Source organism: Micromonospora sp. ATLC20, assembly GCF_057196585.1.
Map to the genome: position 1 here is coordinate 31,916 of NZ_JBXUOV010000009.1, position 13,937 is coordinate 45,852.

Sequence of the window (13,937 nt, forward strand, 5' to 3'; positions counted from 1 at the left end):
GCCACCCACTAAGAATGAGGAGTGTTGCCGCCATGGACTGGCGCCACGATTCGGTCTGCCGCGACGAGGACCCGGAGCTGTTCTTCCCGATCGGGACGTCCGGCCCCGCCCTCCTTCAGGTGGAGCAGGCGAAGGCCGTCTGCCGGCGCTGCCCCGTGACCGACCAGTGCCTGCAGTGGGCGCTGGAGTCCGGTCAGGACGCCGGCGTCTGGGGTGGGATGAGCGAAGAGGAGCGTCGCGCGGTGAAGCGCCGCGGCGGCCTCCGGGTGCTGCGCGCTCACTCCGCCTGACCCGTACACGCTGACCGCCCCGGCCGGGCTTCCGGCCGGGGCGTTCTGCTGTCCCGGACCGGGTCAGCCCGCCACCGCCGCCACCCGCCGCCGGACCAGGTCGGCCAGCTCCGGCAGGTCGGTCAGGGGATCCGCCACCGCCACCGCGCCAGCGGAACGGGCCGACGCGCGTACCCCGTCGTGGAACCGGCCCGGCGCCAGGAAGTAGGCCGCCACCGCGACCCGGCGGGCACCCGCCGCGCGCAGTCGCGTCACCGCGCCGCCGACCTCCGGGGGCGCCGCCGAGGCGTACGAGACGCGGCAGGGCACTCCGAGCCCGGCGCCGAACGCCGCGGCGACCCGGCCCACCGAGGCCCGCGCCGCCGGATCCCGGGTACCGGCCGCCGCCAGCACCACCGCGTCCAGCCCGTCCGGTCCGTCACCGGTCGCCTCCGCCAGGCGGCGGCGCAGCCCGTCCAGCAGCCCGCCGTCCACCCCGCCGCCGGTCGGCCCCAGCACGTCCGTCACCCGCACCTCGATGTCCGCGCCGGCCGCCGCGACCGCCGCCGGGATGTCCACCTTCCGGTGGTACGCGGCGGTCAGCAGCAGCGGCACCAGGACCGCCCGGGAGTGACCGGCGTCGGCCAGCCCGCGCAGCACCTCGGCCGGCCCGGGATCGGTGTGGTCGAGCCAGCTCGGCAGCACCGGACGACCGGGGCAGGTGTCCGCCACGGCCCGGGCCAGCGCCCGGGTCGCCTCCGCCGCGCGCGGGTCACGGCTGCCGTGGGCCACCAGCACCACCGGCGGCCCGGCGCTCAGGTGTGCAGGCCGCACTCGGTCTTCTCGAACATCGCCCAGCGCCCGGCGCGCGGGTCCTCCCCCGCCTTCGTCCGCCGCGTGCACGGCCAGCAGCCGATCGAGCCGTAGCCGCGGGCGAACAGCTCGTTCACCGGGATGTCGTACCGGGCCACGTAGGCGTCCACCTCCCGCTGCGTCCACGCCGCGATCGGGTTCACCTTGACCTTGCCGCGCCGCGCGTCGAAGCCCACCACCGGCGTGTTCGCCCGGGTCGGCGACTCGTCCCGGCGCAGCCCGGCGGCCCAGGCGTCGTACCCGGACAGCGCCCGCTCCAGCGGCTCCACCTTGCGCAGCTGGCAGCAGTCGTCCGGGGACCTGTTGAACAGGCGCGGACCGTACTGGCCGTCCTGCTGCCCCACAGTCATCCGCGGCCGGATCGAGCGCACGCGTACCGGCATCCGCCGGGCCACCTCGTCGCGGACCCGCAGCGTCTCCGGGAAGTGCAGCCCGGTGTCCAGGAACACCACGTCGACGCCGGGTGCGACCCGGGAGACCAGGTGCGCCACCACGCCGTCGGCCATCGAGCTGGTCACGCAGAACCGCTCGCCGAACGTCTCCACCGCCCACCGGGCGATCTCGATCGCCGGCGCGTCGGCCAGCTCCCGGCCGGCCTCCTCGGCCAGCGCCCGCAGCTCCTCCGGGTCGCGGCGCGTCGGCTCGGCCGCGCCGATCAGGCCGAGGCCGGCGGCCGAGACGAGGCCGCTCACCGGGTCACCGCCCGGCCCAGCAGGCCGGTGAACCTCACCGCGAAGACCCGCGCGCAGGCGTGGCACTCCCAGGCGCCGTGCCCGGCCTCGTGCGGTCGCAGGTCCTCCTCCCCGCAGTACGGGCAGTAGAGAGGCGCAGATCTGGCGTCGCTCATCGGAGCTCCTCCTCGTCGGCTCTGATCACCCAGTTGGCGAACGTCTCACCCTCGGTCCGGCCGGCCAGGTAGCGGCGGGCGAGCCGTTCCACGTACTCCGGAAGCTCCTCGGCGGTGGTCTTCAGACCGCGCAGCTTGCGGCCGAAGCCGGCGGTCTGCCCCTGCGCCATGCCGAGGCCGCCGCCGAGGTGCACCTGGAAGCCTTCGACCTGCCGGCCGTCCGGGCCCACCACGAGCTGGCCCTTGAGCCCGATGTCGGCGACCTGGGTGCGGGCGCAGGCGTTCGGGCAGCCGTTGAGGTGGATGGAGATGTCCGCGTCGAAGTCGCGCAGCCGCTCCTCCAGGCGCGCGACCAGTTCCTCGCCGCGCCGCTTGGTCTCGACGATGGCGAGCTTGCAGAACTCGATGCCGGTGCAGGCCATCGTGCCGCGCCGCCAGGCCGACGGCCGGGCCTCCAGGCCGATCCCGCGCAGCGCCGTGACCAGCGAGTCGGTCCGCTCCGGCGCCACGTCCAGCACGAACAGCTTCTGGTACGGGGTGAGCCGCACCCGGTCGCTGCCGTGCGCCTCGACCACGTCGGCGAGCTGCGCCAGCTGGGTGCCGGACACCCGGCCCACCACCGGGGCCGCGCCCACGTAGTTCGCGCCGTCGCTCTGCCGGTGCACGCCGATGTGGTCGACCGGCTTCGCCGGCAGGTCCGCGGCCGGACCGTCGAGCAGCGTGCGGCCCAGGTACTCCTTCTCCAGCACCTCCCGGAAGCGCTCCACGCCCCAGTCGGCGACCAGGAACTTCAGCCGGGCCCGGTTGCGCAGGCGGCGGTAGCCGTAGTCGCGGAAGATGCCGACCACACCGGCCCACACGTCCGGCACCTCGTTCAGCGGCACCCAGACACCGAGCCGCTTGGCGAGCATCGGGTTGGTGGAGAGCCCGCCGCCGACCCACACGTCGAACCCGGGCCCGTGCTCCGGGTGCTCCACGCCGAGGAACGCGATGTCGTTCGCCTCGTACGGCGTGTCGACCAGCCAGGAGATCGAGGTCTTGAACTTGCGAGGCAGGTTGGAGTACGCCTTGTCGCCGACGTACCGGCGGACGATCTCGTCGATCGCCGGCGTCGGGTCGAGCACCTCGTCGCGGGCCACCCCGGCGACCGGGCTGCCCAGCACGATCCGGGGGCAGTCGCCGCACGCCTCGGTGGTCTGCAGGCCGACCGCCTCCAGCCGGCGCCAGATCTCCGGCATGTCCTCGACCCGGATCCAGTGGTACTGGATGTTCTGCCGGTCGGTGATGTCGGCGGTGTCCCGGGCGAACTCGCGGGAGATCTCCGCGATCACCCGGAGCTGGGCCAGGTTGAGCTGGCCGCCGTCCACCCGGACCCGGAGCATGAAGAACTCGTCCTCCAGCTCGTGCGGCTCCAGCACGGCGGTACGCCCGCCGTCGATGCCGGCCTTGCGCTGGGTGTAGAGGCCCCACCAGCGGAACCGGCCGCGCAGGTCCTGCGGGTCGATCGAGGCGAAACCGCGGTGGGCGTAGATGTTCTCGATCCGGTCCCGCACGTTCAGCGGGTCGTCGTCCTTCTTGATCCGCTCGTTGGGGTTGAGCGGCTCACGGTGTCCGAGCGCCCACTGCCCCTCGCCGCGTGGCCGGCGGGGCGCACGGGCGGCAGGCGCCGGGGTGTCGGGACGGGTCGGGGTGCTGCTGACCGCCATCGCGGCGTCCTCCATGGTCTGCTGCGGTGCCTGGAGCGCGGACGCGGCGGCCGGCCCTGAAGAGGGCCGTGGACGGCGATGTCGATGACGGCCGGCGCGAGTACGCGCCCGAGACGGAAAGGTCGGGCGTCGTCAGTGGGCCGGACAGATCGCGCTGCGCACGCGGCCGTAATCGACGTGGCGACGAGCCACGAAGCGGCGGACGACAGCGGCGGTCATGTGCCTCATGCTGCCACACCACGCCCCGCACGACCACAGCTCCGCACTGTGATCCCACATCACGGGCCCACCACCCCACATCGACCCCCGTCCCTACCACCCTCGCTCCCCGCCTTCTCCCGTTGATCAAGGAGTTGACGTCCCCCAACCCGCCACATCAGGCCGCAATCTCCTTGGTCAACACCACCGGTCCCCGCCCACCCTCGCCCACCCCCGCCCACCGCACCGTTGATCATGAAGTTGGCGGGGACAAAAGGGGCGGTGCGTGCCGTCAACCTCATGATCGACGGGGCGGGCCGGGGCGGGGTGGGGTGGGGGTGGGGGTGGGGGTGGGCCGGGTGGGTGGGAAATGGGAGAGCTGGGGGGTGAGTGGGAGCGGGCGTGTGACGCTGCGGGGGTGAGGAGGTTCGCGCCCGCGTCTGTTCGCGCCCTTCCCGGCTGGGCGGTGTGGGTGACGCCGGGCCTGCTCACGCTCGTGGTGACGCTGGCGGGCATCGGGCACGCCCAGCCGTGGCGGGACGAGCTGGCCACCTGGAGCGCCGCCACCCGCCCGCTCCCCGACCTGGCCCGGATGACCCGCACGATCGACGCCGCCACCGGCCCGTACTACCTCCTCATGCACGGCTGGACGGCGCTGGCCGGTACGTCGCCGACCGCGCTGCGGCTGCCGTCGGCGCTCGCGATGGCGGTGGCCGCCGGGTTAACCGCCCGCCTCGGCGCGGTGCTCGTCGGCCGTCGCGCCGGGCTGCTGGCCGGACTGCTGTTCGCGGTGCTGCCGGTCACCTCGCGGTACGGCCAGGAGGCCCGCCCGTACGCCCTCGCGACGCTGCTCGCCGTGCTGGCCACGCTGCTGCTGGTCGAGGCGCTGCGCCGGCCGACCTGGCGACGCTGGGCCGGGTACGCCGCAGCGGTCGCCGCGCTCGGCCTGCTCCACCTGATCGCGCTCACCCTGCTCGCCGCGCACGCCGTGGTGGTGCTGCTGACCGCCGCACGTGGCCCCACAGCGGTCGTCGATCCGCCCGGCCAGTCCCGAGCCCAGATGCCCGACGCGGTCACGGCGCCCCGCAGACACTCACCGCGTTCCACCCAGCCACGAGATCGAGCGCCGGTGGAACGCCACGGGTCTCACGGCGCCCCGCAGACACCCATGGCGTTCCATCCAGCCACGAGATCGAACGCCGGTGGAACGCCACGGGTGTCACCGCATCCCGGGAGCAGGGAGCATGGCACGGACGCACCGGAAGCGGAACCGCAGAACGTGACCGGCGAGGCTCGGGAGGCGCTGGCCGGGTGGCTGCTGGCGCTGCTGCCGGTCGTCGTGCTCGTCACCCCACTGGCACTCGTCGCTCGGGGACAGCGCGGTCGACAGCTCGACTGGGTGGACCCGGCGCGCCTGCCCGACCTGGCGGCACTACCGGGCGCGCTGGCGCAGAGCGGCGTCGTCGGCGGGTTCGTGCTCGCGCTCGCGGCGCTCGGCACGGCCCGGCTGGGTCGCCGGGCGCTGCTGCCGGTCGCCGCCGTACTGCTGCCGGTGCTGCTGGTCTTCGCCGCCGGGACGATGGTGCCGCTGTGGGTGACCCGCTACCTCGTCTTCACCGTGCCGTTCGCCTGCGTACTGGCCGGCGCCGCGCTGGCCACCGCGCGGGTCACTCCCGCACCGACCCGAACGCCGGGCACAGCAACGCCCGCCGAACCGGAGCGCACGGCGACACCCGCCGCAGCCGGCCGCACTGCCGCGCCCGCGGAAGCAGAGCAAGGACCGACGTCGCCGCGCGGACGGGTCGCGGCGGGAATCGCGGTGGTGGTCCTGGCCGGGCTGCTCGGGCTGCCCGATCAGGCGGCGCTGCGCCGTACCCATGAGTGGCCGCGCAGCGCACCCGTCGACTACGCGGGCGCGGCCGGGATCATCCGCGCCGAGCAGCGACCGGGCGACGCGATCGTCTACTCGCCCCGGGACGGCTGGCTGTTCCCGGATCTCGGCATGGCGTACCACCTGGGGCCGAGGCTGCCACGCGACGTGCTCGTGGTCCGCGACCAGCGTCAGGACGCGAGCCTCTGGGCCGTGGAGTGCGACGACCCGGCGCGGTGCCTGGCCGGGGTGGACCGGGTGTGGCTGGTGGTCACCGGGCGCCGCGCCGACCCGCTGGCGGCGGTGCCTGGTGCGAAGGGGGACGCGCTGCGCGCGGGCTACACGGTGCGGCGGGTGTGGCCGCGGCCGGGGATCACGGTGGCCCTGCTCGTCCGGTGAGGCGGTCGGTGGTACCGCGGGCCAGCGGTACGACGATGGCCGCCTCGGTGCCGCCGTCGGCGCCGTTGCGCAGCTCGATGGTGCCGCGCAGCTCGCCGGTGACCAGCGCCCGGACGATCTGGAGGCCCAGGTTGCCGCCGCGCTCGGCGTCGAACTGCTCGGGCAGTCCCCGGCCGTTGTCGGTGACTGTGACGTGCAACTGCTTGCGGGCCCGGTGCGCGGTGACCACCACCTCGGGCCGGGGCGCGGTGACCTCGGCCTCGGGCCGGGGGGCTTCCGCGGGCGAGGGGGCAGCGGTCTCCTCGTCGGCCGGCGGGAAACCGTGTTCCACGGCGTTGAGCAGCAGTTCGTTGAGCACCATCACCAGCGAGGTGGCGATCTCGGCGGGCAGGATGCCGAACGTGCCGCGGCGGCGCATGCCCACGCTCACCTCGGTGGCGGCGACCTCGGTGGCGGCGCTGGCGACCCGGTCCACGATGCCGTCGAACTCGACCGCCTCGTCGCTGGACAGGGAGAGCGTCTCGTGGACGAGCGCGATCGAGGCGACCCGGCGTACCGATTCTTCCAGCGCCACCCGCGCCTCGGGCATGGCGACCCGCCGGGCCTGGAGGCGCAGCAGCGCGGCAACGGTCTGGAGGTTGTTCTTCACCCGGTGGTGGATCTCCCGGATGGTGGCGTCCTTGGTGATCAGGGCGCGGTCGCGGCGGCGTACCTCGGTGATGTCGCGGACCAGCACCAGCGCGCCGATCGGCACTCCGGCGGGCATCAGCGGCAGCGCCCGGGTGAGCATGGTGGCGCCGCGGGCGTCGATCTCCCGGCGGGGCGGCGCCTCGCCGCGCAGCGCGGCGAGCACGGCGTTGCCCGCGTCGGTGCCTTCGAGGGGGTCGCCGGCGAGCCGGCGGTGCAGCTTGGCCAGGTCCTCCCCGACGAGGTGGGAGGCGTAGCCGAGGCGGCGGTACGCGGACTGCGCGTTCGGGCTGGCGTAGGTGACCTTGCCGTTGGCGTCGAGCCGCACCAGACCGTCGCCGACCCGGGGTGCCGAGGTGGTCTCGCCGGGGTGCCGGGGCGGCGGGAACGTGCCGTCGGCGATCATCTGGGCGAGGTCGTCGGCGGTGGTCAGGTAGTTCAGTTCGAGCTGGCTCGGGGTGCGCGCGGTGGACAGGTTGGTGTCCCGGCCCACCACGGCGATCACCTCGCCGGCTTCACCGTCGCCGGTGCGCAGCCGGACCGGGATCGCCTCGTGGCGGGCCGGGACGTCGCCGTACCAGACCGGGTCGCCCTCGCGCCAGATCCGTCCCTGCCGGTGGGCCACCTCCAGGTGGGCCACCTCGGCCCCGCCGACGATGCGCCCGACCTGGTCGTCCAGGTAGGCGGTCGGTGCGGTGGTGGGACGGACCTGGGCCACGCAGAGGAACGTGCCGTCACCGTCCACCGGCACCCAGAGCAGCAGGTCGGCGAAGGACAGGTCGGACAGCAGCTGCCAGTCGCCGGCGATCCGGTGCAGGTGGTCGATGTCGGCCGGGCGGAGCGCGGTGTGCTCCTCGGCGAGGTCACGGAGGGTGGACACGCCACACAGCGTGCCACGCCGGACCTCACATCGTCGCCGTGACCTTCTTCAAGCCGCGCGGCGCGTCCGGGTCCTCGCCCCGGGCCAGCGCCAGGGCCAGCGCGAGCCGTTGCAGCGGCAGGATGTCGAGCAGCGGCGCGTACCGCTCGTCGACCTCGGGCACCGCCATCCGGGTCTCGCCGACCTCGGCGGAGCCGACCACGACCACGTCGGCGCGACGTTCGCCGAGGCGGGGCAGCACCTCACGCATCGACGTGCCGCCGGGACCCGAGCCGACCACGGCGAGCACCGGGACGTCCGGGTCGGTCATGGCGAGCGGGCCGTGCAGCAGGTCGGCGCCGGAGAAGGCGAGCGCCGGGAGGTACGAGGTCTCCATCAGCTTCAGCGCCGCCTCCCGGGCGGTCGGGTACGCGTACCCCCGGCCGGTGGTGACGAGCTGGGCGGCGAACCGGTAGCGCGGGGCGAGCCGGGCCGGGGTGTCGTCGGCGAGCGTCTGCGCGGCCAGCTCGGGCAGGCGGCTCAGGGCGGCGTGCTCCTCGGCGGGCAGCACGCCGTCGCCGGCGCGTACGCCCTCGATCAGCATGAGCAGCGCGAGCAGCTCGGCGGTGTAGGTCTTGGTGGCGGCGACCGCGCGTTCGTGGCCGGCGGCGATGTCGACGCTCAGCTCGGCGGTCTCCACCAGCGGCGAGCCGGGGTTGTTGGTGACGGCGAGGGTGAGCGCGCCGGAGGCGCGGGCGACCCGCAGCACCTCGGCGAGGTCGGGCGAGCCGCCGCTCTGGCTGACGCCGACGACCAGCGCGTCGGAGAGGTCGGGCCGGGCGCCGAAGACGGTGATCGCGCTCGGGGAGGCCAGCCCGGCGGGCAGGCCGAGGCGGATCTCGGTCAGGTAGGCCGCGTAGAGCGCGGCGTGGTCGGAGGTGCCCCGGGCGGTGAAGACGACGTGCCGGGGGCGCCGTTGCGCGACGACGGCCGCCACCTCGGCGATGGCCGCCGCGTGCTCGGTGGAGAGCAGACGCTCGTAACCGGCGGGCTGCTCGTCGATGTCGGCGGCCATACCGGCCCCTGGAAGCGTCACTCCAGAACCTCCTTCTGCGCGTTTCCCGCGCGTTCGATGCTCAGTCTTGCACGTTTGAGCAGCCTCAATCAACGCAACGAACAGGAGTGCGCAGTGGATCACTAATCGACGGAAGATCCCCTAGGCTTGCCCGGCTGACCGACCCGACCGGCGAGAGGACGACGTGCCCGAGGACGACGCCGCGCTCTCCGCGGAGGAGGAACTCGCACTGGCCCGGCTGGCGCTGGGCGAGGGGGACCTGCGGCACGCCGCCGACCACGTGGCCGCCGCGCTGGTCCGCTCCCCCACGCTGCCCGAGGCGCACGAGACGCTCGCCCGGCTGAACGCGGCCAGCGGCGGCGACCTGGACCTCTTCCCGCTCGGTCAGCAGGCGTTCGTCGGCGCCGTGGTGGCCCGCGCGCATCTGCTCGCCGCCGCCGGCCGCCCCGCCGAAGGGCTCGACCTGCTGGCCGCCGCCACCGGCTACGCGCCCACCGCGCCCTGGGCCGCCGTGCCCTGGGTGACCGCCTCCGACCTGCCGGAACGCCTCGACCCCGAGCGCACCGCCCGGATCCTCATGCAGGTCTGCGCGGCAGCGCCGGACCCCGCGCCGCGCCGGCTGCGCGAGCCGCTCGCGCCGTACCTCACGCTGGCCCGCAACGCGATCACCGTCCATCCGGCCCATCCGCTGCTGCTGGGCGCGGCGTCCGCGCTGGCCCGGCGCCTCGGCGAGGTCACCCTCGCCGTCACCTGGGCCACCCGGGGGGTACGCGCACAGCCCACCAAACTCGGCGAGGTGTGGCTCGGCTACGCGTACCGCAGCGCCGGCCGGACCGCCGAGGCGCTCGCCGCACTGGAACGCGCTGTCGCGCTCGACCCCGACGACCTCGCCGTCTACGCGGACATCGCCGGCACGCTGGCCGACAACGGCCGCCTCGACGCGGCACTGGGCTGGATCGACAGGGCACTGGCGAAGGACCCCGCGTTCGACTGCGCGGTACACACCGCGCACCGGCTGCGCTACCTGCGCGACGGCGACGTGGACCACCTGGTGGCGCTCGCCGACTTCGTCCGCGACCACCCGGACGACACGCACGAGCACGGTGACCTCGCCGAGTGCTGCCGGGGCCGCCCCTGGCTCGGGCAGGTGACCCCGGCGGGCGACGACGCCCCGGCCCCGGACGGTCCCGCTCCCTCGGCGGCGGCGGTACGGCGGCTCCAGCAGCTCGCGCACCCGGCGTGGGCGCATCCGCCGGCCGCGTACGACGCCGCGGTCGGGCTGGCCACACTGGACCTCGCCGACCTGCTCGCCCTGCTGGCACACCCGCCGGAGGCGCCGGCGACAGCGCTGGGCCGGGTGCTCGGCGGGCAGGATCCGGCACTGTGGACGCGCTGCGCGCAGGTCTGGGCCTGCCTCGGCCTGCTGCACCACCGCACCGACGAGCCGTGGGAGTGGTCGACCCGGCGTCGGGTGCTGGGGGAACTGGCCGCCGGCGATCCCGGACCGGCCGCCGAGGCGGCACTGTTCGCCCTGGTCACCGCCGCCTGGGTGCATCCGGACACCCGCGCCGACGTGGCCGCGCTGGTGTCCGGGCGGATCGCCGAGGTGGCCGCCGGGCCGATCCGGCGTACCCCGGTGGCGGTTTCGCTGGCGTACCTGGCGCGGGCCACCCCCGCCCTCGACCCGGCGGCACGCGCCACCGCCGAACGGCTGATCGCCGGCGCCGAGGGCGGTCCGCTCCGGCGTCTCTGGCGACGCCTCACCGCCCTGTTCCGCAGCGGCTGAGCGCCGGGACCGTCCCGGGGCCCCATTTCCTGCCCGCTCCCCGGCCCACACCACCCAGCCGAGCGCCGCCACCTCGCCGAGGTGGCGCGATCAACTCGCCCCGGACCCCGCCACCTCCCCGAACTGGCGGGCAGCGGGCGGAAGTACCGGGCACCGGGGCACCGCGGCGCCTCACTGGAGTGGGTACGCGGCGGCCCCGCGTACCCCCGGGGGGTGGCGGGGCCGCGACGATGCGTCAGGCGACGGGGGCCTTGCCGAGCGCGGCCTCGGCCTCGTCCTCCGGTGTGGTGCCGGCCGGCGGTACGTCGTTCGTCGCGCGCAGCGGCACCTCCTTGATGAACCAGGCGAGCACCGGTACGGCCACCGTGAAGAGGACGGCCCAGAAGAAGACGTGCGAGATGGCGTCGGAGAGGCCGCCGAGCACCGCCTCGCGCATCGGGCCGGTGAGCTTCTTGAGCGCCTCCAGGTCCATCGCGCCGCCCTCGCCACCCGAGCCCGCGAACGCGGCACCGGCGGCCGAGTCGGCCAGGCGGTTGGCGAAGATCGCGCCGAAGAGGGAGACGCCGAACGAGCCGCCGATGGACCGGAAGAAGGTGGCCGCGCCGCTGGCCGCGCCGAGGTCCTTCTGTTCCACGCTGTTCTGCGCGATCAGCATCGAGGTCTGCATGAGGAAACCCATGCCGACGCCGAGCACGATCATGTAGAGCGAGGACTGCGCCTTGCCGGTGTCCACGTCCAGCAGGCTGAGCAGGCCCATCCCGGCGACCATGACCACGCCGCCGACGATCGGGAAGACGCGGTAGCGGCCGGTCTTGGTGATGGTCCGGCCGACCACCAGCGACACCACGAGCATGCCGAACATCAGCGGGAGCAGCAGCAGGCCGCTGTTCGTGGCCGACGCCCCCTGCACGGTCTGCTGGTAGAGCGGCAGGAAGTTCATCGCGCCGAACATGGCGAAGCCGAGCAGGAACCCGATCACCGAGATCAGCGCGAAGTTGCGGTTGGCGAACAGGCTCAGCGGCAGGATCGGCTCCGGCACGCGCCGCTCCACCACCGCGAACGCGCCGAGCGCGAGCGCCGCCAGCACGGCGAGGCCGAGGATCTGCGGCGAGATCCAGTCGTACTCGTTGCCGCCCCACGTGGTCACCAGCACGATCGCGGTGATGCCGACGGACAGCAGCGCCGCGCCCAACCAGTCGATCTTGTGTTCGGTGCGGTACTTCGGCAGGTGCATGGTGGTGGCGAGGACCAGCAGCGCCGCGCCGCCCAGCGGCAGGTTGACGTAGAACGCCCAGCGCCAGGAGAGGTTGTCGGTGATGAAACCGCCGACGAGCGGGCCGGCGACCATCGCGATGGCCATGATGCCGGCGATCATGCCCTGGTAGCGGCCCCGCTCGCGGGGCGGGACCAGGTCACCGATGATCGCCATGACGCCGACCATCAGGCCGCCCGCGCCGAGGCCCTGGACGGCGCGGAACGCGATCAGCTCGGTCATGCCGGTGTCGGCGCCGCCGAAGACGCCGGAGCCGGACATGCCGCAGAGCGCGGAGCCGACCAGGAACACGACCACAGCGGTGAGGAAGACCGTCTTGCGGCCGTACAGGTCGCCGAGCTTGCCCCAGATCGGCGTGGAGACGGTGGTGCCCAGCACGTACGCGGTGACCACCCAGGTGAAGTGGTCGGCGCCGCCGAACTCGAAGACGATCCGCGGCAGCGCGGTGCTGACGATCATGTTGTCGAGCATCGCGAGCATCATCGCGATCATCAGACCGAACAGGACGACCCGGACATTGGGTCTCGTGGTCACCTGGGCTGGTTGACTCATCGGTAGGCTCCCCCGCAGATCGGATGATCGACTTACTTGCCGCCCGGCTAGTTTGCTTACTAGCCGGACGGTAAGCTGATGGCGGGCGCACGTCAAGCGGATTGGAAGGATGTCGGCCGGTGAGGGAGACCACAGGTGGCACGCGGGAGCGGATCCAGGCCGTCGCCTTGGAACTCTTCACCGAACAGGGCTACGAGAAGACGTCGCTGCGGGAGATCGCCGAGCGGCTCGGCGTGACCAAGGCGGCGCTCTACTACCACTTCAAGAGCAAGGACGAGATCGTCACCAGCCTGGTCGACGACCGGCTGCGCCGGATGGACGAGCTGATCGCCTGGGCCGCCGGCCAGCCGCCCACGCTGGCGACCCGGCGCGCCCTGATCGGCAAATACGCCGACAGCATGTTCGCCGGCGACCTGCCCCAGGTGATGCGCTTCTTCGAGCAGAACCAGACGGTGCTCAAGAGCCTGGTCGCCGGCCAGCAGATGCGGGACCGGATGATGCGGCTGGCGCACGAGCTGTGCCGCGGCGACGACTCACCCGCCGCCCAGCTCCGCGCCGCGCTCACGCTGTTCGCGGTGCACAGCAGCTGGTTCGCGGTACGCGTGCCGGGCATCACCGACGACGAGCGCAAGCGGATCGCGCTCCAGGTGGCCGACGAGCTGCTCGCCAAGATCGGCGAGACCGGCCAGGGCTGAGCCGGTTCAGCCCGCCGCGGTCAGGTCCAGCCGCAGGCCGCGCAGGTCGATGCCGGGCAGCGGCGTCCAGTCCTTCTCCGGGTACCTGACGAAACCGAGCCGCTCGTAGAGGCGGTGTGCGCTCGCCGCCATCCCGGCGCGGACACAGATCACCACGGCGGTGCAGCCCAGCTCCGTGGCGCGCGCCACGCAGGCGGCCGCGAGCGCGGCGCCCGCGCCCCGGCCCTGCGCGGCCGGATCCACGGCGAGCATCCGGAACTCGGCCTCGCCCGGGCCGGCCAGTTCGGCGTACGGGGTGCCGGGCAGCACGAACGTCACCGCGCCGAGCACCTGGCCGGTGGCGTCGTCGACGGCCACCAGCACCTCGCCGGTCTCGGCGCGGCCGGCCACGTCGGCGAGCACCGGCGCGTACCCGCTCTCGTCCTTGAGCTGGCCGTCCGCCTCGTACGCGGCGACGGTCAGCCGGGCCACGACGGGGAAGTCCGCCGGCTCGGCGCGGCGCACCCGCAGGCCGGTCAACCGATCTCCGCGATCAGGTCGCCGTCCTGCACCACGTCGCCCTCGTTGACGGCGAGCTTCTGCACCACGCCGTCGGACTCGGCGACCACCGGGATCTCCATCTTCATCGACTCCAGGATGACGAGGGTGTCGCCCTCGGACACCGTGTCGCCGGCCGCCACGACGACCTTCCAGACGTTCGCCACCATCTCGGCGCGGATCTCCTCGGCCATCTCGCGGCCCTCCCTCTCCCCGACAGCTCCCCGACAATCCTGCGAACGGTATCCAATCATGACGCCGGTCACGCGGGGCCGCGCACCACCGGGCCGCGATCCGCCCCGCCGCGCCCC

Annotated in this window: 13 protein-coding genes; 4 read left to right on the top strand and 9 right to left on the bottom strand. The window is 74.0% G+C overall.

What is annotated here, in order from left to right; all coding sequences use genetic code 11:
- The first annotated feature begins 32 nt into the window (after positions 1 to 32).
- Positions 33 to 290 carry a WhiB family transcriptional regulator gene (locus AC2CHG_RS04035; RefSeq protein ID WP_013288358.1) on the top strand — a complete coding sequence of 86 codons (258 nt, stop codon included), beginning with the start codon at positions 33 to 35 and terminating at the stop codon, positions 288 to 290.
- 63 nt (positions 291 to 353) lie between these two features.
- Here AC2CHG_RS04035 and AC2CHG_RS04040 read toward each other — a convergent pair whose 3' ends face one another.
- The 4 genes from AC2CHG_RS04040 to AC2CHG_RS04055 are packed head-to-tail and all read right to left on the bottom strand — an operon-like array spanning position 354 to position 3,695.
- Positions 354 to 1,103, bottom strand: a complete 750-nt coding sequence (locus AC2CHG_RS04040) for a sirohydrochlorin chelatase (protein ID WP_194800504.1) — start codon at positions 1,101 to 1,103, stop codon at positions 354 to 356.
- Positions 1,085 to 1,834 (bottom strand): phosphoadenylyl-sulfate reductase, encoded by a 750-nt coding sequence (locus tag AC2CHG_RS04045; protein ID WP_013288360.1) that lies wholly within the window; start codon positions 1,832 to 1,834, stop codon positions 1,085 to 1,087. Before AC2CHG_RS04045 ends, AC2CHG_RS04040 begins: the two co-directional genes overlap by 19 nt.
- Positions 1,831 to 1,989, bottom strand: coding sequence for a hypothetical protein (locus AC2CHG_RS04050; protein ID WP_262013941.1), 159 nt, complete (start codon positions 1,987 to 1,989; stop codon positions 1,831 to 1,833). The genes AC2CHG_RS04045 and AC2CHG_RS04050 overlap by 4 nt, the downstream gene beginning before the upstream one ends.
- Positions 1,986 to 3,695, bottom strand: a complete 1,710-nt coding sequence (locus tag AC2CHG_RS04055) for a nitrite/sulfite reductase (protein ID WP_484524172.1) — start codon at positions 3,693 to 3,695, stop codon at positions 1,986 to 1,988. The genes AC2CHG_RS04050 and AC2CHG_RS04055 overlap by 4 nt, the downstream gene beginning before the upstream one ends.
- Before the next feature lie 568 nt (positions 3,696 to 4,263).
- Here AC2CHG_RS04055 and AC2CHG_RS04060 point away from each other — a divergent pair.
- Positions 4,264 to 6,162, top strand: a complete 1,899-nt coding sequence (locus AC2CHG_RS04060; protein WP_484524173.1) for a glycosyltransferase family 39 protein — start codon at positions 4,264 to 4,266, stop codon at positions 6,160 to 6,162.
- Here AC2CHG_RS04060 and AC2CHG_RS04065 read toward each other — a convergent pair.
- Complete coding sequence (locus AC2CHG_RS04065) at positions 6,137 to 7,729, bottom strand: PAS domain-containing sensor histidine kinase (RefSeq protein ID WP_262013944.1); 1,593 nt, start codon at positions 7,727 to 7,729, stop codon at positions 6,137 to 6,139. The genes AC2CHG_RS04060 and AC2CHG_RS04065 overlap by 26 nt on opposite strands.
- 25 nt (positions 7,730 to 7,754) lie before the next feature.
- Positions 7,755 to 8,783 carry an SIS domain-containing protein gene (locus AC2CHG_RS04070; protein ID WP_194800719.1) on the bottom strand — a complete coding sequence of 343 codons (1,029 nt, stop codon included), beginning with the start codon at positions 8,781 to 8,783 and terminating at the stop codon, positions 7,755 to 7,757.
- A 184-nt stretch (positions 8,784 to 8,967) separates the two neighbouring features.
- Here AC2CHG_RS04070 and AC2CHG_RS04075 point away from each other — a divergent pair, with 184 nt between their 5' ends.
- Positions 8,968 to 10,569, top strand: a complete 1,602-nt coding sequence (locus AC2CHG_RS04075) for a tetratricopeptide repeat protein (protein WP_484524174.1) — start codon at positions 8,968 to 8,970, stop codon at positions 10,567 to 10,569.
- A gap of 235 nt (positions 10,570 to 10,804) precedes the next feature.
- Here the strand turns inward: AC2CHG_RS04075 and AC2CHG_RS04080 are convergent, their stop codons facing one another.
- Complete coding sequence (locus AC2CHG_RS04080) at positions 10,805 to 12,394, bottom strand: MDR family MFS transporter (protein WP_463839184.1); 1,590 nt, start codon at positions 12,392 to 12,394, stop codon at positions 10,805 to 10,807.
- A gap of 119 nt (positions 12,395 to 12,513) precedes the next feature.
- Here AC2CHG_RS04080 and AC2CHG_RS04085 point away from each other — a divergent pair, with 119 nt between their 5' ends.
- The gene (locus tag AC2CHG_RS04085) at positions 12,514 to 13,089 is read left to right on the top strand and encodes a TetR/AcrR family transcriptional regulator (protein ID WP_262013947.1); all 576 of its coding nucleotides are present in this window, start codon (positions 12,514 to 12,516) and stop codon (positions 13,087 to 13,089) included.
- Between the two features lie 6 nt (positions 13,090 to 13,095).
- Here AC2CHG_RS04085 and AC2CHG_RS04090 read toward each other — a convergent pair whose 3' ends face one another.
- Both AC2CHG_RS04090 and AC2CHG_RS04095 read right to left on the bottom strand, forming a co-directional pair.
- A complete protein-coding gene (locus AC2CHG_RS04090; protein ID WP_357209818.1) occupies positions 13,096 to 13,608 on the bottom strand; it encodes a GNAT family N-acetyltransferase in 513 nt (170 codons plus the stop codon).
- Positions 13,605 to 13,820: a biotin/lipoyl-binding carrier protein gene (locus tag AC2CHG_RS04095; RefSeq protein ID WP_135241895.1), complete on the bottom strand. Its 216-nt coding sequence runs from the start codon at positions 13,818 to 13,820 to the stop codon at positions 13,605 to 13,607. Before AC2CHG_RS04095 ends, AC2CHG_RS04090 begins: the two co-directional genes overlap by 4 nt.
- Positions 13,821 to 13,937: the final 117 nt, after the last annotated feature.